Below are 20323 nucleotides of genomic sequence, written 5' to 3'. Positions count from 1 at the left end.
CGTGAAAACGCTGTCAGTGGGAGATACGCACTGGCTGCGGCGGCGTCAATGTTTTCGCGGTTGTTGCCTTAAGGAATTCAAATGAAGCTGTCGACCAAAGGACGCTATGCGATGGTTGCTCTGGCGGATATTGCTCTGCAATCCTCTGACAAGCTTGTTACACTTGGTGAGATTTCCGAGCGCCAGGATATTTCGCTTCCTTATCTGGAACAGCTTTTTGTAAAACTGCGTCGCGCTGAGTTGGTCAGCTCGGTTCGGGGTCCGGGTGGAGGTTATCGTCTTGCGCGCCCTGCATCCGAAATTCGAGTGGTTGAGATTTTGGCTGCGGTAGATGAAACCGTCGATGCGATGCACAAAGGGGCGGGGGCATCGGGTGCTTCGTCCGGCAGTCGGGCGCAATCCCTGACCAATCGTTTGTGGGAAAGCTTGAGCGCACATGTGTATGTGTTCCTGCATCAAACGCGGTTGTCGGATGTGATCCGAAATGATCTGGCACCGTGCCCGGCAGTTCCAAACTTGTTTGCGGTCGTGGACGACTGAGCTGATGAAACAGATTTTCGTTCCACAGGAATCCATGTTGGAAAAGATGTATCTATGAAACGGGTTTATCTCGATCATAATGCGACGGCTCCATTAAGGCCCGAAGCCCGCGCTGCAATGATTGCCGCGATGGATCTGGCCGGCAATCCGTCATCCGTTCACGCCGAGGGCCGTGCCGCAAAGGCAGTGGTCGAGAGAGCACGCGCACAGATTGCCATCGCATTTGGGGCGGATGGCGCAGACATCGTCTTTACCTCGGGCGCCACCGAAGCGGCGGCGTTGGCGATGTCAGGACGTGGTCTGCAGGGGGCCGCGATCGAGCATGATGCGGTACGTGCGTGGGCCAATGAAGTGTTACCAGTGTCGAAAGACGGGCAAGTTACGGTTTCAGATCCCGCCTTTACGGCATTGCAACTTGCAAACTCCGAGACGGGCATCATTCAAACTCTCCCGTCTGATCTGGCCGTAACTGACGCCACTCAGGCGTTTGGAAAGCTACCAGTTGCGTTCAACTGGTTGGGCGCGGAAATGGCGTTGATTTCAGCACACAAACTGGGCGGTCCCAAAGGGATCGGTGCGTTGGTGATGAAACGCGGCACGGATTTGGCCGCGCAAATCAAAGGTGGCGGGCAGGAGATGGGTCGTCGCTCGGGCACTGAGAATGTTATCGGAATCGCGGGCTTCGGCGCTGCTGCTGAAGCTGCATCCCGCGATCTTGCAAATGGTGTCTGGGAAAAAGTTCGTGAACTTAGAAATATTCTAGAAAACGCTCTTGAGGCCGGATCGAAATCTACTATTTTTGTCGGGAAAGATCAGGAGCGACTCCCCAACACGTTGTGCTTTGCCACTCCGGGCTGGAAGGGAGAAACCCAGGTCATGCAGATGGATTTGTCAGGATTTGCGATCAGTGCAGGCTCAGCCTGCTCCAGTGGCAAAGTGCGCGCCAGTGCTGTGCTGACGGCCATGGGATTTGATGAACACGCGGCGGCCAGTGCGATACGCGTTTCGCTTGGTCCCGAGACGACGGAAGAGAATGTGCTGCGTTTTGCGGAAACGTGGCTTGAGAAAGAGAAAAAGCATCGCGCGCGCGCCGCGTGATCTGACGGAGGGTGTCTTATGGCCGCTTTGGACCAGACCCAGGTAAAAGAAGGTGTCGATCAGGAAACCGTGGATGCGGTACGCGAGGTTGGAACCTACAAATACGGCTGGGAAACTGAAATCGAGATGGAGTACGCCCCGAAGGGGGTAAACCCCGATATCGTCAAACTGATTTCAGGCAAGAATGATGAGCCCGAGTGGATGACCGAGTGGCGTCTCGCTGCGTTCGAACGCTGGACCAAGATGGAAGAACCGAACTGGGCCATGGTCAGTTATCCCGAAATCGATTTTCAGGACCAGTATTATTATGCCCGTCCGAAATCGATGGAAGAGAAGCCCAAATCCTTGGATGAGGTCGACCCCAAGCTGCTTGCGACATACGAGAAACTGGGTATCCCTCTGAAAGAACAGATGATTCTTGCCGGAGTTGAAGGTGCCGAAGATGCGCCAGCCGAGGGGCGCAAGGTCGCCGTCGATGCGGTGTTTGACTCGGTTTCGGTTGGTACGACTTTCCAGGAAGAGCTGAAAAAAGCGGGTGTTATCTTCTGCTCGATTTCCGAGGCGATACGAGAACATCCGGAACTGGTGAAGAAATATCTCGGAACCGTGGTTCCGGTATCCGACAATTTCTATGCCACTCTGAACTCCGCTGTGTTTTCGGATGGTTCGTTTGTCTATGTGCCACCGGGTGTCCGCTGTCCAATGGAATTGAGCACCTATTTCCGCATCAACGCGGAAAATACGGGACAGTTCGAACGGACGCTGATCATTGCCGACAAGGGCAGTTATGTCAGTTACTTGGAAGGTTGTACTGCACCACAGCGCGACACTGCACAGCTGCACGCGGCCGTGGTGGAAATCATCATCGAAGAAGATGCTGAGGTGAAGTATTCGACCGTTCAAAACTGGTTCCCCGGTGATGAGAACGGAAAAGGTGGTATCTACAACTTCGTGACCAAGCGCGCCGATTGCCGTGGGGATCGCTCCAAGGTGATGTGGACGCAGGTTGAAACCGGCTCGGCTGTGACTTGGAAGTATCCGTCCTGCATCCTGCGTGGCGATGACAGCCAGGGTGAGTTCTACTCGATCGCGATCACGAACAACATGCAGCAGGCCGATACCGGTACCAAGATGGTTCATCTGGGCAAGAATACGAAGTCACGGATCGTGTCGAAAGGTATCAGTGCTGGTAAAGCGCAGAACACCTATCGCGGACTGGTCTCGATGCACCCTAAGGCCAAGGACAGCCGCAATTATACCCAATGCGACAGTCTGCTGATTGGTGACAAGTGCGGGGCGCACACGGTTCCTTATATAGAGGTCAAAAACAACTCGTCCCGTGTCGAGCATGAGGCGACGACTTCGAAGGTCGACGAGGATCAGTTGTTCTATTGCCGTCAGCGCGGCATGGACGAGGAAGAGGCCGTGGCGCTTGTTGTCAACGGGTTCTGCAAGGACGTGCTGCAGGCGCTGCCGATGGAATTCGCGATGGAGGCTCAGCAATTGGTTGCGATCAGCCTAGAGGGATCGGTCGGCTGATGACGCCAAAACCTCAACAACGTATCCGCAAGGATGATGTGCTGACAGCGCTTGGCTACGCGCTGCCGGTGATCGGCGGCCTGTTGGGGGTGGCTTACGTCAACACGAAATACATGGACTTCATCAACCCGGTCTGGGCAGTGGGCGGAGGCGCGCTGCTGGGTTGGATCATCGCTCGGGTGATCCGCAAGGTGCTGGGATAGACAATTATCTGGGGTCAATCTGCGCCCCTTGCGAGATGCAAAAGGACAAAAAATGCTGGAAATCAAAAACCTGCACGTAAAACTTGAGGAAGAAGACAAGCAAATCCTCAAAGGCGTCGATCTGACGGTTGAGGCCGGCAAGGTGCATGCGATCATGGGGCCGAATGGCTCTGGCAAGTCTACGCTTAGCTATGTCTTGTCCGGTCGGGACGGATATGAAGTGACAGATGGTACCGCGACACTTGAGGGCGAAGATCTGCTAGAGATGGAGCCGGAAGAGCGCGCGGCTGCTGGCGTTTTTCTCGCATTCCAATATCCGGTTGAGATTCCCGGTGTCGGCAACATGACGTTCTTGCGCACAGCGGTGAATGCTCAGCGTAAGGCACGTGGTCAGGAAGAACTGTCTGCAGCGGATTTCCTGAAAGAAATCCGCGCCAAGGCAAAGGCGCTGAAGATCGACGCAGATATGTTGAAACGCCCAGTTAATGTTGGATTCTCGGGTGGTGAGAAAAAGCGCAACGAAATACTGCAGATGGCAATGCTTGAGCCCAAGTTATGCATCCTTGACGAGACCGACTCGGGGCTCGATGTGGATGCGATGAAGCTGGTTTCGGAAGGCGTGAATGCATTGCGCGACGAAGGGCGCGGTTTCCTTGTTATCACGCATTATCAGCGTTTGCTGGATCACATTAAACCAGACGTCGTGCACATCATGGCCGATGGCCGTATCGTCAAATCCGGCGGACCCGAGTTGGCTCTGGAAGTTGAGCACAATGGGTATGCTGACATTCTGGCCGAGGTAAACTGATGGCTCTCGCTCAAGCAAAACAGACGGCAACGGAAGAGCGGCTTGCAGCTCTGACCATGCCAGATGCGGGATGCACGCGTAAGGCGCGTGAGGCTGCTTTGGCGCGGGTGCGCGAAATGGGACTGCCCGGGCGTCGGGATGAATACTGGAAGTATACCCAGCCCGATACATTGATCTCGGCACAAGCACCCGCGGCGGCGTTGTTTCAGAACGACGAAGCGCCGATGTTCAACGAATTTGACCGGCTGAAGATTGTCTTCATCGATGGTGTATTTAGCCCTGAAGAGTCAGACGAACTGTCGATGGAGGGTGTCACTATCGACAGGTTGGAAGATATTTGCTGCAAAGATATCCATTGGGCCAAAGAGTTATACGGTGTTCTTGAAGCAAATGGTCAGACCCCGGTGCATCGCCCTCTGGCGGCATTGAACACTGCATTTGCGTCAGATGGTGTTGCCATCCATGTGACCGGAAAACCTGCCAAACCGATCAGCCTGATCTATCGCCATGCTTCGGAAACCTCGGATGCGATCCTGCATCATGTGGTTCGTGTTGAAAGCGGTGCCGAGGTGACCATCCTTGAAAATGGCCCGGCCGCATCGCGTTTTAACAAATGTATGGAGATCGATATCGCCGATGGCGGTACGCTGCACCATGTTCGCGCGCAGGGTCGCGATCATCAGCGGCGAGCAGCGACGCATATGTTCACTCGAATGGGAACGGAGTCTGTGTACAAATCCTTCACACTTACTGTGAACGGTGTTCTGACGCGGAACGAGCAGGTGGTTGAGCTTACCGGCGACGATGCCGTGGTCCATGTTGCGGGTGCTTGCGTTGGAGATGGTGAATTCCACCATGACGACACGGTATTTGTGACCCACGATGCGGTGAATTGCGAAAGCCGTCAGGTGTTCAAGAAGGTGTTGCGCAACGGGGCAACAGGTGTCTTTCAGGGAAAGATCCTCGTCAAAGCGGGTGCGCAGAAAACCGATGGATATCAGATCAGCCAATCGTTGCTGCTGGATGAGGACAGCCAGTTTCTCGCCAAGCCCGAGTTGGAAATCTACGCGGATGACGTCGCCTGTTCGCACGGCTCGACCTCTGGTGCGATTGACGAAACAGCGCTGTTCTACCTGCGATCGCGTGGTGTTCCCACCAAAGAGGCGACGGATATGCTGACTTTGGCTTTCCTCGCGGAAGCGGTTCAGGAAATCGAAGATGAAGCTCTGGCCGAAGTGATTGTCACACGATTGCAAGATTGGCTGGCACGCCGCCGCTGATGTCCGTCACAACAGATATCGTTGCCACGTATCGCGGACCGGGGCGTGTTGTGCGTCGCCTGTTGGATATGGGCCCGCGTGAAGATCGTGCGCTGGCATTTGTGATGGCCTTCTGTGTAGTTGGTTTCATCGCCCAATTGCCAAGCCTTGCACGCCGTGCCCACATTGAGGGGCTGGAACTGAACATGCTCATGGGCGGCGCTTTGTTGGGCTCGGTCTTCATACTTCCTCTGTTCTTTTATCTTCTGGCTTGGCTCTCACAACTCGTAGCGCGGGTTTTTGGAGGCCGTGGAAACGGCTATGGCGCAAGGCTGGCGTTGTTCTGGGCGTTGTTGGCATCGGCCCCATTGGTGTTGTTGAACGGGTTGGTCGCGGGCTTTATCGGTCCGGGCCCGGAACAAACGTTAGCCGGAATGTTATGGGTTGCCATTTTTACCTGGTTCTGGTTGTCCGGTCTCAGACAATCGCAAAAGGCCATTAAATGAACTCTGCCGTGCTGCTGAATATGGTCGTCCTGACCCTGACAAACCCGGCCGAGGCTGCCAAGCGATTGCTGGCGATGCGCTTTGGTCCAGACGTGCTGTGGATTGCATTCTTTCTTGCCGTGATCCTGAATGCGCTGGTTCAAACTCTGTCCGGCTTTATCATGCCGTTTATTAACCCAGAGGTTCAACAAATTGCCGAGCCTTTATCGCGGACCTTGTTTGTATCAGTTGCCGCGATTCTGATCAGCGTCGTTGCTTTCCTCTTGGTAGGGCGGGTACTGGGTGGAGAGGGGTCGTTCAACGACCTCATGACTCTGGTCGTCTGGCTGCAGATCCTGCAGATTATCGGGCAGGCGAGCATTCTGACATTGGTCTCGGTGCTGCCGTTTTTGTTCTTACCGGCAAGCCTCGCGATGCTGGTACTGAGCCTCTACATCACCTTACATTTCCTCAACGAAGCGCATCGATTTCAATCGCTGGGTAAATCGTTTCTGGTGATCCTATTGTCTGGCCTCGTGGCTATCCCGTTTGTCCTCTGGCTGTCGCCTGTATAGGGAACCTTTGTCCATGTATGACGTACAGAAAATTCGCGCCGACTTTCCGATCCTGTCGCGACAGGTCAACGGAAAGCCTCTGACCTATCTCGACAATGGCGCATCCGCGCAAAAGCCTCAGGCTGTTATTGACACAGTCACGCAGGCCTATGCCCATGAGTATTCGAACGTTCATCGCGGGCTCCACTACCTGTCCAATCTTGCGACCGAAAAGTACGAGTCCGTCCGGGGCACTGTCGCGCGTTTTCTGGGCGTTTCGAACGAGGAAGAGATTGTATTGAACTCGGGTACGACCGAGGGGATCAATCTCGTCGCTTACGGTTGGGCGATGCCGCATCTGCAGGCGGGGGACGAGATCGTGCTCAGCGTGATGGAGCATCACGCAAATATAGTACCCTGGCATTTCTTGCGCGAACGGCAGGGCGTCGTTCTGAAGTGGGTTGATGTGGACGCAACCGGTTATCTTGATCCACAAGCTGTCATCGATGCGATCGGTCCGAAGACAAAGCTGGTGGCGGTGACGCAGTGTTCAAACGTTTTAGGCACTGTGGTCGACGTCAAATCGATCACACAAGCGGCCCACGCCAAAGGTGTTCCGGTACTGGTGGACGGTAGCCAAGGCGCTGTCCATATGCCCGTGAATGTCGAGGATATCGGCTGCGACTTTTACGCGATAACGGGCCACAAGTTGTACGGACCGTCCGGTTCAGGTGCGATATTCATCAAATCGGAACGCATGGCCGAAATGCGTCCCTTTATCGGGGGCGGCGACATGATCAAAGAGGTGTCAAAAGATCAGGTGATCTACAATGATCCACCGATGAAGTTCGAAGCCGGAACGCCGGGCATCGTGCAGACCATCGGTATGGGCGTTGCGCTGGATTACATGATGGACTTGGGCATGGAGAACATCGCATCACATGAGGCGGGACTGCGCGACTATGCGATGCAACGACTGAACGGGCTGAACTGGCTGCAGGTTCAGGGAACCACATCCGACAAGGCCGCAATCTTCAGCTTTACGCTGGACGGGGCAGGGCATGCCCACGATGTTTCGACGATACTTGACAAAAAGGGTGTCGCAGTGCGTGCGGGCCATCACTGCGCGGGGCCATTGATGGACCATCTGGGTGTAACCGCCACCTGCCGCGCCAGCTTCGGCCTCTACAACACGACCGAAGAGGTCGACACGCTGATCGATGCTTTGGAATTGGCCCACGATCTGTTTGCCTGATGTGGTCGCATTTGCAGTTGCACCCGGATTGGAACGAGGGTAGCTAACGGCCAACGCACCTGTAGCTCAGCTGGATAGAGCGCTGCCCTCCGAAGGCAGAGGCCAGAGGTTCGAATCCTCTCAGGTGCGCCACTTCTCTTGTGTTTGTTTTTGCTCCACTCAGTAGCGATTGGTATGCAATCTTGCTGCCGACAAAACAAAACCCCCATCAGAGATAACTGAGGGGGTTCACATTATGGTACGGGATTATGAGTTAAATCAGCCGCGCCAGGAACGGATGACACCGCAATCCATATGCACGAAATTCGACCGATAGTACTGGCCAACGCCCCCGGCGCGGCAAGAAATTGCAGCTTTCGCCATTTGCGAGACCGAGCGCGAGGATAAACGCAAGTCTGCAGCCTGACCTTTCATATGCAAGGAATTCTTGGCGACACCGCGAGAGCGACGGCGCAGCATGGCATTGGTTTGCGGTGAGCGGTAACCAGACAGCAGCATATAGGGTTCGCTTACATCCAGCATATTATGCGCCGCAGCCATGATGTCGATCGTGCGCAGGTCCATGTCCTTGACCTGATCGCTGCGCCAATCACGCATGAAGTGGTTAACCTCTTTCACCGCGTCCTTGATATATTTTCCATCAACCCAATATACCATATCGATCCGCTCACCGGTGCGGCCCGAATACATACGAATGCGGCGAATGTCGCCACCGCCGCGAAGAAAACCTGCTGCTTTGGAATAGGTTGGTGCCGCGACAACCGCCGTTGCGGCGAATGCGCCCAATAGGGCACGCCGGGTCAAGCCCGATGTACTGCTCTTGGTCATTTCAGTTTCGTCCCGTACTGTTCCTGCCTGCACACGATGTTACGCGCGCTGTATTAATTTTTATCCCATCCCAGATGCGGGATTTATTGCACAGTCGGAATCATCCGCCAAGGAGTCTTTGCCTGCGCCTTAATCAAGGGGGAATTTTCGGCAGTTTTTTGCGCAACTGATGCAAACATGCATGATAATTCTGCAATCCAAGTTCCAACGATGCAAACACGCATCACGGTAAAAAGAAGAGGCTAATTGATATATTTGTGAATAGACATTGACTGCGCCTCCAAACATTATTTCTAAACGCCGTAGAAATTTTGCGGCAAATCATTGAATAACCAAGGCTATCTGATGTCGTTTGTTTCTCGCGCTCGTTCTAGTGTATTTGCAGCTACCTTTGTGGCAGTTTCAGCTTCTGTCGCATTGGCGGGGACATCTGGCACCGCCTTCCAGATGGCGGTGGCTGAAAGCACGATTTCAAACACTGCGATCGCTGAATTCTACCGAAAAAATGCGTTTGATCCGGTGTGGGTAGGCAGCACTCCTGAACATGAAGCGCGGCGCGCTGCCTTGATCAAGGCTTTATCAACAATCGACATGCATGGGCTTCCACGCGCGCGCTATGATGTCTCAGCATTGATCGCGAAGATGCAGGACGCCAGAACAACCCGTGATTTAGGTTTGATCGAGGCTGAGCTAAGTCAAGTTTTTTCTAAATATGCCAACGATATACAATCCGGTGTTACTTCACCTTCGCAAATCGATGCTGGCCTTGTACGGGATGTTGAACGGCGCAGTACGCAAGAACACCTGAAGCGTCTTGTTGCCGGCGATGGTGATGAGTACTTCCGTGAGATTATGCCTCAATCACGCCAGTATCGCGCTTTGATGAAGCAGAAAATTGCGCTCGAAACGCTGATCGAACAGGGCGGGTGGGGTGAGACCGTTCCTGTCACAAAGCTTGAGAGCGGAGACACAGGCGCGAATGTTATCAAATTGCGCAATCGGTTGGTTGCTATGGGTTATTTGAAACCCACTGCAAGCCCCAACTATGATGACGTGTTGCTTGCTGCCGTTCAGGCGTTTCAAACCGCACATGGGCTTGAACCGGATGGCGTAGCAGGTAATGGAACCATCACCGAGATCAATCGGCCGATATCCGACCGTCTGAAAGCGGTTTACGTTGCTTTGGAACGTGAGCGTTGGTTGCCCGAAGAACGTGGTGAGCGCCACATTCTGGTGAATCAGGCAGACTTTTCGGCAAAGATCGTTGATGACGGTCAGGTCACGTTCGAGACACGCGCAGTCATTGGCAAAAATACACATGATCGCCGTAGTCCAGAGTTTTCGGACGAGATGGAGCATATGGTGATCAACCCCAGCTGGTATGTCCCGCGCTCGATCATCACCAAAGAGTACCTGCCGAAATTACAAGCTAACCCGAACGCAGTGGGGCATATCCAGATTACTGATCGTGGGGGGCGGCAAGTTAACCGGGGCGCTGTTGATTTCACCCAGTTCACCGCAAGGAACTTCCCGTTCTCGATGCGTCAACCACCAAGCAGAAGCAACGCGCTGGGTCTGGTGAAGTTCATGTTCCCGAACAAGCACAACATCTATCTCCATGATACACCACAGAAATCTTTGTTCGCGCGCGAGGTTCGGGCTTTCTCACACGGATGTATTCGATTGGCGCAGCCATTTGAGTTTGCATATGCATTACTGGCCAAACAGGAAGAGGATCCAAAATCTTTCTTCCATCGTGTGTTGAACACTGGAAAAGAGACGAAGGTGAACCTTGAAAACCCGGTGCCGGTGCATCTGATCTACAGAACGGCCTATGTCGGACCGAAGGGTGAGGTTCAATATCGCCGTGATGTATATGACCGTGATCGTAAGATCTGGGAGGCATTGCAAAAGGCAGGGGTAGCCCTGCCGGACGTTCAGGGTTAATCACGGGGCAACTACGCGCCACGAGGAAGCCCGCATGCAATTCACAGTTCAGCAAATCGCCGACGCTCTTGGTGCTGTGGCCGAGGGTCAGACGAGTTTGACGATCCTTCGCGCAGCCGAGCCAGGCGATGCGGGACCAACCGATCTGGCGATGGCAATGTCGCCCAAATATGCCGAGGCCTTGGCGAACGGCGCGGCGCGGGCCGCTGTACTTTGGGATGGGGCGGATTGGCGGGCATTGGGTCTTGAGGCGGCCATCTTTGTACAGCGCCCGCGTATGGCGATGGCCGGGATAACGTCGATGCTGGATCGCGGGCAGGGCATTGCACCGGGGATCCACCCATCGGCTGTTATTGATGACACTGCTGAGATTGGAGAGGACGTATCGATCGGTCCGCTCTCTGTGATCGGAGCGCGGGCAAAGATTGGTAAGGGCTCGGTTATCGGCGCGCATTGCGTGATTGGAATGGACGCTTCGCTGGGTGAAGGCGCTCTGCTTCGCGAGATGGTAAGCATCGGGGCGCGGGCGCAGATTGGCGATCGTTTTATGGCTCAGCCGGGCGCGCGTATCGGAGGTGACGGGTTCAGCTACGTCACGCCTGAGGTATCAGGCGCGGAAAACGCACGGAAAACGCTTGGTGATCAAGGGGATGCAAAGGCACAGAGCTGGTTGCGCATTCACTCACTTGGAGCGGTCGAGATTGGTGACGATGTTGAAGTTGGGTCAAACTGTACCGTTGACAACGGCACTATCCGCAACACTGTGATCGGAAGCGGGTCCAAGTTGGATAACCTTGTACATGTAGGCCACAACACGCGCGTGGGGCAGGATTGCTTGCTATGTGGTCAGACCGGAGTATCCGGTTCAGTTGAGATCGGAAATAACGTTGTATTGGGTGGTCAGACAGGCGTTGCCGACAACATCTTTATCGGTGATGGAGTAATATCCGGTGGAGGCACCAAGATACTGTCGAATGTGCCTGCTGGCCGCGTGATTATGGGTTATCCAGGGGTCAAAATGGAAAGCCACACAGAGATTTACAAAGCCCAACGCCGATTGCCCCGTTTGGCCCGTGACGTTGAGGCGTTGAAAAAGGCTGTTTCCAAACTGCCTCCAAGCGATTAAATCAACCCCAACACGATAACCAGGGGATCGAGATGAGCATCAGCGACCGCGTCATTGCAATCATTGCCGAGCAGGCCGTGCTTGAGCCTTCGGATGTGGCGCCCGACAGCACGCTCGAGGATTTGGGCATCGATAGCCTGGGTTTGGTTGAGAGCATCTTTGCCATCGAAGAAGAGTTTGATATCACGGTGCCCTTCAACGCGAACGAACCCACCGCGAGTGATTTCGATATTTCAAACGTGGCCGCGATTATTGCGGGCATAGAAAAACTTGTATCGGAAAAGGTCTGACCTCCGGTATGAGACGCGTCGTCATTACGGGTGCGGGCACCATCAATTCGCTGGGTCATTCTGTCCCCGATACGCTGGAAGCCATGCGTGAAGGCCGATGCGGTATCTCAGATCTTGAGTTCCGTGATGTAGACCGGTTGTCGATCAAGATCGGCGGGCAAGTGCGCGGTTTTGAGGCTGAGGGGCGGTTCAATCGTCAGCAGATGACGCTGTATGATCGGTTCACACAGTTCACGCTGACAGCTGCCAAAGAGGCGATTGACCAGTCAGGCATTGTGTTCTCGGGCGATACCGCGGCACGGTCAGGCGTTGTTTTGGGAACCGCCGGGGGCGGTGTTTCAACCTGGGATGACAACTACCGTTCGGTCTACGAGGACGGTAAAAACAGGGTGCATCCATTTGTTGTCCCCAAATTGATGAACAACGCAGCAGCCAGCCACGTTTCGATGGAACACAACCTAAAAGGCCCCAGCTTCACGGTGTCGACCGCTTGTGCATCATCGAATCATGCCATGGCACAGGCATTTCAGATGGTGCGCAGTGGGGCTGCACCAGCCATGGTAACTGGCGGGTCGGAATCGATGCTGTGCTTTGGCGGTGTTAAGGCGTGGGAAGGGCTTCGTGTCATGTCCAAAGATGCCTGCCGCCCATTCAGTGCGAACCGAAACGGGATGGTGCAAGGCGAAGGTGCGGGTGTCTTTGTCTTCGAGGAATATGAACATGCGCGTGCGCGTGGCGCTGAAATCCTGTGCGAAGTCGTGGGCTTTGCCATGTCTTCAGATGCGGCTGACATCGTTATGCCAAGCAAACAAGGGGCTTCTCGTGCGATGGCCGGTGCCTTGGCTGATGCAAAATTAAACGCCAGTGACGTGGGGTATATCAACGCGCATGGCACTGGCACGGCTGCAAATGACAAAACCGAATGCGCTGCGGTTGCTGATGTATTTGGCCCTCATGCAGACGACCTCATGATCTCGTCCACCAAATCAATGCATGGTCATTTGATTGGTGGAACTGGCGCGGTCGAGTTGCTGGCCTGTATCATGGCCTTACGCGACGGAATTGTCGCCCCGACTATCGGCTATGAAGAGCCTGACCCCGAATGTGCACTCGATGTGGTGCCGAACGAAGCGCGTGAGGCGAAGGTCGATGTCGCACTTAGCAACGCGTTTGCCTTTGGCGGATTGAATGCCGTTCTCGCGCTAAAGCGGATATGAAAAAGCCGTCGCTGTTAAGCAACGGCCCGGGTTTTAGCTAAATTCGGTATCAGTTTGCTGACTCAGTCAGGCCATCAAATGCTGCGGTGAAACCGCTTAGCGACATCTCCATGTTCAGCACCTGATCCGGCAGGCGGGCTGGGACCAGCGAGAGCACTGCAGTGGATCCCGATCTCATGGCATCGATATCGCCCTGAGTCAGTCCTAGTTGCGCAAGACATCCTACCGGGACACAGTGGTGATAGTTATACAACTTGCGCGGCGCACCATCGATTGAAACCGCCAACTGAGCCTGCAGAAGTGTTTCAAGCGGAACCACGACGTTTGCCCAAGCGACGGCGGCACCTCCTTGCGGCAACTTGCCGATCGACACCTCGGCGATTGGATCGCCTTGCTGATTGTTCAGAATCTGAACCATGGCGCACGGATCCTGGCTAGCATCGGATTTGATGCAAGAAATTTTCCAATCGCCCGATTGCTCTTTCTCATATTGCTCGCCAATCCGGGGACCGGTCTGGCCCAAATCCAGATCAGAACCGACCTCGGCCCCGGTTTCCGGAGCGTCGGTGCTTTCCTGCGCCAGGGCCGTGGTGCAGAAAAGTCCTGCCGCCACGATGCTAAGGGGTGCCAATTTCCTGATCATAAATGCCTCATCTTGATGATCCAGCTTTTTGCCTCGTCTAACATTGTTGTAGGGCGGTGTCAGGAACAATCCGAACGACGGTCTGCAAATTACTCAATTTTTTGCCGATACGCGCCAAACACAGCAAATTAAGCAGTGAACAGGCAATGAAAAAGGGAGCCGGTGGAGCGGCTCCCTTCTTGAATTTTTCTCCCCGTCGGACTGGCCGACTTAGTTATGCGCAGACGTTACGAAAGCGAAACCCATCGGTCAACTGCTAACCCCCAAAAAAAGAACCGATATCGTTGGATTTGGTCAGAATTCATAAAAAAGCCGTGCCCGAAGGCACGGCCAGTCGACAGGGAGGAAGTTTGCCACCGCAGTCAGACCACGATGAGCAACATTTACTCTCGCAGCGAAAGGTTAACTTTGTATGCTTGCAGCAGATCGGTAGAATTCAGGGCAGTTTCTTAATGGACAACAAAATATTCGTAGGCGGCGGCGGTGATGGATACTCAGTGGCACAGGGGTTGTCATTAAAATACGCGAACCGCCACGGTCTCATCGCCGGCGCGACCGGAACAGGTAAGACGGTAACGCTGCAAATTCTGGCCGAAGGATTTTCGCAAGCCGGTGTTCCGGTGTTTCTGTCCGATGTCAAAGGTGACTTGTCGGGATTGGCGCTGCCCGGAAGCGAAAGTCACAAGCTGCATCAAGCCTTTCAGGACCGCGCTGCAAAGATCGGGTTCGATAGATTCTCGTACACCGCGTGCCCGGTTACTTTTTGGGACCTGTTCGGTGAACAAGGCCATCCCGTCCGAACGACCGTGACAGAGATGGGCCCGCTGCTGTTATCCAGACTGATGGAGCTTAGCGAGGCGCAGGAAGGTATTCTGAATATCGCCTTTAGGGTCGCGGATGAAGAGGGCATGCCGCTGCTGGACTTGAAAGACCTGCAGGCATTGCTGGTCTGGATTGGCGAAAACCGAGCCCAGCTGTCGCTACGATATGGCAACGTTTCCACGGCATCGATTGGTGCCATTCAGCGGCGTTTGCTGGTGCTTGAAAATCAGGGCGGCACGAACCTGTTCGGTGAGCCTGCGCTGGAACTTTCAGATCTGATGCAAACTGACGAAAGCGGGCAAGGTATGGTGAACATCCTGGCCTCGGACAAATTGATGGGTTCTCCGCGTCTATATGCGACTTTCTTGTTATGGTTGCTCAGTGAACTCTTCGAGGAATTGCCCGAAGTTGGTGATCCGGAAAAACCCAAGCTGGTGTTCTTCTTTGACGAGGCGCATTTGCTGTTCGAGGACGCTCCGAAAGTACTGGTGGACAAGGTCGAACAAGTGGCGCGGCTTATCCGGTCGAAAGGTGTGGGCGTATACTTTATCTCGCAAAACCCAGCCGACATTCCCGAAGATATCCTCGGCCAGCTGGGCAATCGGATCCAGCATGCGCTGCGAGCATTTACCGCACGCGACCGAAAAAACCTGCGTCTGGCGGCAGAGACCTATCGCGAGAATCCGGCTTTCGATACCGAGGTCGCCATTCGTGAAGTCGGCGTGGGCGAGGCGGTAACCTCGATGCTGCAAAAAAAAGGGGTCCCGGGTGTCGTCGAACGTACCCTTATCCGACCGCCGGGTTCTCAACTTGGTCCGATAACCAAGGCTGAGCGTCAATCGTTCATCGAAGCGTCTCCGATGGGTGCCAAATACGGCACCCGGATCGATCGCAAGTCTGCCTTTGAGATACTGCAGGCCCGAGCCAATGCGGCGGCCAACGCGGCTGAACAGGCCGAATCCGATGAAGTTTTGGAGCAGCAGAGCCCGATGGAACGGGAATATGCCTCGGCCCGCAGATATTCGGGCAGTCGTGTCGGGCGCTCTTCTTCGCGTGTCTCGCGAAAGAAGGATACTTTCGCCACGGCCATGAGCGAGGCCGTGATCAAAGAGCTGAAAGGAACGACAGGTCGCCGTATCGTTCGCGGCATCCTGGGCGGATTGTTTCGCAATCGCTGAAACGTAGGATCAGGCGCGCGATCAACAGGTCGCACGCCGCCCGGTCAGCGCTTCAATCGGCGCAGGCCTTCTTGTTTGCAGTAGTTGTCTGCCTCGGGCACCGACATCTTTGTGGCAGGGAAATCGATCGCACGATCCCAGCTGACCCTGTCATGCCGGTAAAGCTGGCAGGTCACGACCCCTTTTGGTGTCTGCACCTTAACCGGGGTTGTTTCCAATTCCTCGGGCGTGGGTACGCAGGCCGATAACACTGCCAATGTCGGAACGGCCATAGCGAATATTTTGAGTGGTTTGTTCATAGCGAGGTCGATGCTCTCATCCTGGTAAACGTTCAGATCGTTAACAACCCTGCGCCAATCTCGCACAGAGCCCGGCACAGCAGCGATGTGGTGGTTCGCAGTGTGCAGGTTTAGCCTTTTCTGATCTTCCGCACAATAAAACGCGCCGGATCACGGCGCGTTAGGGGAATTTCTCACGAAATTTTGCTTATTTCTCTGGGATCAACCCTCTTGGGCTGAATCTGAGAACAATCAGCAGAATAAGTCCCATCGTGAACAACCGCATATGTGCTGCGCTGTCTATCAGATGCGATTTCAAAGCGCTGCCATCGGGCATTCCTGCGGTAATCAGGTTCATCAGCCACAGTCCTATGGGTTCAACCTGCACCCACAAGAACCAGATTAAGAACGCTCCCAGTACGGCTCCGAAGTTGTTGCCCGATCCGCCGACGATGACCATGACCCAAACTAGGAAGGTAAATCGCAGAGGGTTGTAGGTACCTGGTGTCAGCTGCCCGTCGAGCGTGGTCATCATTGCACCGGCAACGCCGCAGATGGCCGAACCCAGAACAAAGATTTGCAAGTGGCGGCGGGTGACGTCCTTGCCCATCGCCTCAGCCGCGACTTCGTTGTCACGAATGGCACGCATCATGCGGCCCCAAGGACTTTTTAGCGCCATCTGAGCCATCCAGAGCAGTATCAGCAACACGATGAGGAACAGCAACGAATACCCAAGCTTCACGGATAGGGTCGAGGCGGTGACGGGGTCCAGCCCGAACCATTCGGCGCGCGCGATGAAAGAGGGGTCTTGCTGCAGCTCAACCTCATAGCCCACCACTGGTGCGGGGCGCGGTATGCCGTAGACATTCTTGACCCCTCGGGCCAACCAGTCTTCGTTTTTCATAACCGCGATGATGATTTCTGCGATCCCAAGCGTAGCAATCGCCAGATAGTCCGAACGCAAACCCAGAGCGGTTTTACCGATCAGCCACGCCGCGCCTGCGGCCAGCAGCCCTCCGGCCGGCCAAGCGAATAGGACCGGCAGGTTCAACCCGCCGATATTGCCTGCGACAGCAGGGTCAATCGCCTCGATCGACGCAACATTGGGATCAAAGATCGCGCGGTAAACGAAAAAGCCAACGACGAGAATGCCGATGATTGCAAACGTCCGTGTGCGCCCTTTCGGCATCTTCTGCGCGACCATAACGGCCGCGACCACCGTTGCCGCGCCCAGCAATAGCGAAAGGATGACACCGTATCCTCCACTAGACCATGCGCCGGGGGTAGGTGGGGTCGAGATCAGAACAACCGCAAGCCCGCCCAGCGCGACAAAGCCCATGACACCGACATTAAATAGGCCCGCAAAGCCCCATTGCAGGTTCACTCCGATCGACATGATGGCTGAGATCAGGCCCATGTTCAGGATCAGGATCGCGGCGTTCCAACTTTGCGTGAGCCCGGTCAACAGGATCAGGCTGCCAACGACAACAAATAGCAGTGTGTTTTTGACGGGCTCGCTCATATTACTTTTCCTTTGAACAGGCCTGTCGGCTTAAACAGCAGCACGATCAGCAAGATGGCGAAGCTGACGGCGAATTTGTAGTCGGTGGACAGGAACTGAACCAACCCTGATGGTTCCAGGTTTTCCGGTGCCAGATAGGTCAGCACCTTCTTCCACGCATAGGTGACTGTTACTTCGGAAAACGCGATGATGAACCCGCCAGCAATGGCGCCCAGAGGGTTGCCGAGTCCGCCAACAATGGCCGAGGCGAAGATCGGCAGCAAAAGCTGGAAATAGACGAAAGGCTTGAAGCTTTTGTCGAGCCCGTAAAGCACACCCGCCGTGGTCGCCAGGGCGGCGACGATGATCCAAGTGATCATCACCACGCGTTCGGGGTTGATGCCGGATAGCAGGGCCAAATCCTCGTTATCCGAATAGGCGCGCATCGACTTGCCGGTGCGGGTCTTGTTGAGGAACCAGAACAAGGCGGCAACAGCTACCACAGCGACAACAACCGTGATGGCTTGCGAGGTCTTGATCGCAAGCCCCTCGTTCAGTCCCGTCCAAGCCTTGAAATCCCGCGCTTTAATCAGGAACCGCGCACCGTCTGAGAACCTCTGGTCATCCGGCCCGATGATGAACCGCACCAGCCCGTTCATGATGAACATCACGCCCATCGAAACGATCACCAGAATAACCGGTTTGGCCTTTTGTTCCCGGTAGAACCTATAAACCAGCCGGTCTGTGATCAGCACTAGAACAATACAGCCCAGAACGGCAAAGGGCAGGGCGAGCAGAGCGGTCGGCAACGGCCCAAAACTGACACCGGCGGCCTGCAAGCCCCACGTGACCAGCACGGCAATCATCGCACCAAAGGCCATGGTGTCGCCATGGGCAAAGTTCGAAAACCGCAGGATGCCGTAGATTAGCGTCACCCCCAACGCGCCCAGCGCCAACTGGCTGCCATAGGCGATTGCGGGAACAAGGACGAAGTTGGAGAGCGCCACAAGGGCGTTGAGGAAGTCCATTAGTTCGTTACCTCATTTTCCAAGTTCGTTCGTCTTTTCGACCTGATTTCAGAGTGATCAAACACGAGAGTAGCTGTCACTGGCCTCATCCCCCCAAGAAACTCTTGCGAACTTCGGGATCGGCCAGCAGTTCCTTGCCCGTGCCAGTATAGGCATTGCGCCCCTGGACCAGCACATATCCCTTGTCCGCAATCTCTAGCGCCTGGCGGGCATTCTGTTCGACCATCAGGATCGGCAGGCCGGTGCGCGAGACCTCGATGATCCGATCAAACAGCTCATCCATCACGATGGGCGAGACTCCGGCGGTTGGTTCGTCCAGCATTAGTACCTTGGGCTGGGTCATCAGCGCGCGGCCCACGGCGACCTGTTGGCGCTGACCGCCTGACAACTCTCCGGCGGCCTGATTGCGTTTGTCGCGGAGAATGGGGAAGAGGTCATAGACCTGCTCCATCGTATCCGAGAAATCGTCACGACGGATGAAAGCGCCCATCTCAAGGTTCTCTTCGACCGTCATCGACGTAAATATATTCGAGGTCTGTGGCACAAAGCCCATGCCACGCTGCACACGATCCTGCGGGCTGAGATTGGTGATGTCTTCGCCATCCAGCCGAACTGACCCTTGGCGCACGTCTAGCATGCCAAAAACAGCCTTCATTGCAGTTGATTTACCCGCACCGTTGGGTCCCACGATCACCGCAATCTCACCCTTGTCAACGGCGATGGTGCAATCATGCAGGATGTCCGGCCCTTTGCCATAGCCGCCGGTCATGGTGTCACCAATCAGGAAAGGGCCGCCCTCGACTCGGTGAGTCTCACCGCTTTTGCGATGCGCTGGGGTCATTGTGCCGACACCATGCGTATTGGTGATCGAGGCGTCCTTGTTGCCCTTATCGTCCTGGTAGGGGTTGTCGCTCATGCGCCCGCCTCCAGCTTGTCTTTGTTCTTCAGGCCGGTGCCTAGGTAAGCTTCGATCACGTGTTCATTGGCTTTGATCTCGTCCAGAGTGCCTTCGGCCAGCACCTTACCCTCGGCCATACAGATGACCGGGTCGCAGATCTTGCCGATGAAATCCATGTCGTGCTCGATAACAACGAAGGTATAGCCGCGTTCCTTGTTCAGGCGCAGGATCGTGTCTGCAATGGTCATCAGCAGGGTGCGGTTCACGCCCGCGCCGACCTCGTCCAGAAACACGATCTTCGCATCGACCATCATGGTGCGGCCAAGCTCAAGCAGCTTTTTCTGACCACCCGAGACCTGACCGGCCTTGTGATCTGCCAGATGCTCGATGGTCAGGAACTCCAGCACCTCATCGGCCTTGGCTTTCAGCGCGCGTTCCTCATCGGCGATACGTTTACGCCCGAACCATGTGTTCCACAGCGTTTCACCCGATTGCGCACCGGGTACCATCATCAGGTTCTCGCGGCAGGACATCGAGGAAAACTCATGCGCGATTTGGAAGGTGCGCAGTAGACCTTTGTGAAACAGCTCATGCGGAGGCAGACCAGTAATATCCTCACCGTCCATGAAGACCTTGCCGCTGGTCGGTGGAAGAACACCCGCGATCACGTTGAACAGAGTGGTTTTTCCGGCCCCGTTCGGACCGATCAGGCCGGTGATGGACCCTTTTTGGATTTCCAGCGATGCCCCGTCCACCGCATGAAACCCGCCGAAATGCTTGTGCACGTCTTCGACGACGATCATCTTTTCCCCTTGCCGCCCTGTTC

The 20323-nt window shown here is 55.1% G+C and carries 21 protein-coding genes and 1 tRNA gene; 15 read left to right on the top strand and 7 right to left on the bottom strand.

Going from position 1 to position 20323, the window contains the following annotated elements; genetic code table 11:
- Positions 1-81 precede the first annotated feature (81 nt).
- From iscR to ACR0JR_RS02690, 10 genes are all read left to right on the top strand, one after another.
- The gene (gene iscR / locus ACR0JR_RS02735; RefSeq protein WP_010440207.1) at positions 82-540 is read left to right on the top strand and encodes a Fe-S cluster assembly transcriptional regulator IscR; all 459 of its coding nucleotides are present in this window, start codon (positions 82-84) and stop codon (positions 538-540) included.
- A 54-nt stretch (positions 541-594) separates the two neighbouring features.
- Positions 595-1638: a cysteine desulfurase family protein gene (locus ACR0JR_RS02730; protein WP_010440206.1), complete on the top strand. Its 1044-nt coding sequence runs from the start codon at positions 595-597 to the stop codon at positions 1636-1638.
- 18 nt (positions 1639-1656) lie between these two features.
- Positions 1657-3177, top strand: coding sequence for a Fe-S cluster assembly protein SufB (gene sufB, locus ACR0JR_RS02725; RefSeq protein ID WP_480454915.1), 1521 nt, complete (start codon positions 1657-1659; stop codon positions 3175-3177).
- Positions 3177-3380 (top strand): hypothetical protein, encoded by a 204-nt coding sequence (locus ACR0JR_RS02720; RefSeq protein WP_010440204.1) that lies wholly within the window; start codon positions 3177-3179, stop codon positions 3378-3380. Before sufB ends, ACR0JR_RS02720 begins: the two co-directional genes overlap by 1 nt.
- A 52-nt stretch (positions 3381-3432) precedes the next feature.
- Positions 3433-4188: a Fe-S cluster assembly ATPase SufC gene (gene sufC / locus ACR0JR_RS02715; RefSeq protein WP_010440203.1), complete on the top strand. Its 756-nt coding sequence runs from the start codon at positions 3433-3435 to the stop codon at positions 4186-4188.
- Complete coding sequence (sufD, locus tag ACR0JR_RS02710) at positions 4188-5468, top strand: Fe-S cluster assembly protein SufD (RefSeq protein ID WP_480454913.1); 1281 nt, start codon at positions 4188-4190, stop codon at positions 5466-5468. The genes sufC and sufD overlap by 1 nt, the downstream gene beginning before the upstream one ends.
- Positions 5468-5953 (top strand): YIP1 family protein, encoded by a 486-nt coding sequence (locus ACR0JR_RS02705; RefSeq protein WP_010440201.1) that lies wholly within the window; start codon positions 5468-5470, stop codon positions 5951-5953. Before sufD ends, ACR0JR_RS02705 begins: the two co-directional genes overlap by 1 nt.
- A complete protein-coding gene (locus ACR0JR_RS02700; protein ID WP_480454912.1) occupies positions 5950-6507 on the top strand; it encodes a Yip1 family protein in 558 nt (185 codons plus the stop codon). The genes ACR0JR_RS02705 and ACR0JR_RS02700 overlap by 4 nt, the downstream gene beginning before the upstream one ends.
- A 13-nt stretch (positions 6508-6520) precedes the next feature.
- Positions 6521-7741: a cysteine desulfurase gene (locus ACR0JR_RS02695; protein WP_480454911.1), complete on the top strand. Its 1221-nt coding sequence runs from the start codon at positions 6521-6523 to the stop codon at positions 7739-7741.
- A 55-nt stretch (positions 7742-7796) separates the two neighbouring features.
- Positions 7797-7873 (top strand) — tRNA-Arg (locus tag ACR0JR_RS02690).
- 126 nt (positions 7874-7999) lie between these two features.
- Here ACR0JR_RS02690 and mepK read toward each other — a convergent pair.
- A complete protein-coding gene (mepK, locus tag ACR0JR_RS02685; RefSeq protein ID WP_010440193.1) occupies positions 8000-8569 on the bottom strand; it encodes a peptidoglycan L,D-endopeptidase MepK in 570 nt (189 codons plus the stop codon).
- Positions 8570-8914: 345 nt separating this feature from the next.
- On the opposite strand from mepK, the gene ACR0JR_RS02680 reads away from it, so the two are divergent.
- From ACR0JR_RS02680 to ACR0JR_RS02665, 4 genes are read left to right on the top strand one after another with little or no spacing between them, the layout of a single operon-like run.
- Positions 8915-10516, top strand: coding sequence for a L,D-transpeptidase family protein (locus ACR0JR_RS02680; protein ID WP_480454910.1), 1602 nt, complete (start codon positions 8915-8917; stop codon positions 10514-10516).
- 34 nt (positions 10517-10550) lie between these two features.
- The gene (gene lpxD / locus ACR0JR_RS02675) at positions 10551-11642 is read left to right on the top strand and encodes a UDP-3-O-(3-hydroxymyristoyl)glucosamine N-acyltransferase (protein ID WP_480454909.1); all 1092 of its coding nucleotides are present in this window, start codon (positions 10551-10553) and stop codon (positions 11640-11642) included.
- A gap of 32 nt (positions 11643-11674) precedes the next feature.
- On the top strand, positions 11675-11932 hold the full coding sequence (locus ACR0JR_RS02670; RefSeq protein WP_480454908.1) for an acyl carrier protein: 258 nt from the start codon (positions 11675-11677) through the stop codon (positions 11930-11932).
- A gap of 8 nt (positions 11933-11940) precedes the next feature.
- Positions 11941-13149, top strand: a complete 1209-nt coding sequence (locus tag ACR0JR_RS02665; RefSeq protein WP_010440189.1) for a beta-ketoacyl-[acyl-carrier-protein] synthase family protein — start codon at positions 11941-11943, stop codon at positions 13147-13149.
- Between the two features lie 49 nt (positions 13150-13198).
- On the opposite strand, the gene ACR0JR_RS02660 is transcribed toward ACR0JR_RS02665, so the two are convergent.
- On the bottom strand, positions 13199-13792 hold the full coding sequence (locus ACR0JR_RS02660) for an invasion associated locus B family protein (RefSeq protein ID WP_170470310.1): 594 nt from the start codon (positions 13790-13792) through the stop codon (positions 13199-13201).
- Between the two features lie 452 nt (positions 13793-14244).
- On the opposite strand from ACR0JR_RS02660, the gene ACR0JR_RS02655 reads away from it, so the two are divergent.
- Positions 14245-15792 (top strand): helicase HerA-like domain-containing protein, encoded by a 1548-nt coding sequence (locus ACR0JR_RS02655; protein ID WP_480454907.1) that lies wholly within the window; start codon positions 14245-14247, stop codon positions 15790-15792.
- Between the two features lie 44 nt (positions 15793-15836).
- Here the strand turns inward: ACR0JR_RS02655 and ACR0JR_RS02650 are convergent, their stop codons facing one another.
- The 5 genes from ACR0JR_RS02650 to ACR0JR_RS02630 form a co-directional block, all read right to left on the bottom strand.
- Positions 15837-16091 carry a hypothetical protein gene (locus ACR0JR_RS02650; RefSeq protein ID WP_010440186.1) on the bottom strand — a complete coding sequence of 85 codons (255 nt, stop codon included), beginning with the start codon at positions 16089-16091 and terminating at the stop codon, positions 15837-15839.
- Between the two features lie 187 nt (positions 16092-16278).
- A complete protein-coding gene (locus tag ACR0JR_RS02645) occupies positions 16279-17592 on the bottom strand; it encodes a branched-chain amino acid ABC transporter permease (protein ID WP_480454906.1) in 1314 nt (437 codons plus the stop codon).
- The gene (locus tag ACR0JR_RS02640; RefSeq protein WP_170778557.1) at positions 17589-18599 is read right to left on the bottom strand and encodes a branched-chain amino acid ABC transporter permease; all 1011 of its coding nucleotides are present in this window, start codon (positions 18597-18599) and stop codon (positions 17589-17591) included. The genes ACR0JR_RS02645 and ACR0JR_RS02640 overlap by 4 nt, the downstream gene beginning before the upstream one ends.
- A gap of 85 nt (positions 18600-18684) precedes the next feature.
- Positions 18685-19515: an ABC transporter ATP-binding protein gene (locus tag ACR0JR_RS02635; RefSeq protein ID WP_170778559.1), complete on the bottom strand. Its 831-nt coding sequence runs from the start codon at positions 19513-19515 to the stop codon at positions 18685-18687.
- Positions 19512-20300 carry an ABC transporter ATP-binding protein gene (locus tag ACR0JR_RS02630; protein ID WP_480454904.1) on the bottom strand — a complete coding sequence of 263 codons (789 nt, stop codon included), beginning with the start codon at positions 20298-20300 and terminating at the stop codon, positions 19512-19514. The genes ACR0JR_RS02635 and ACR0JR_RS02630 overlap by 4 nt, the downstream gene beginning before the upstream one ends.
- Between the last annotated feature and the right edge of the window lie 23 nt (positions 20301-20323).

The sequence above is a fragment of the Ruegeria sp. AA3 genome (assembly GCF_056542905.1).
This window is presented reverse-complemented; position numbering and strand designations above follow the sequence as displayed.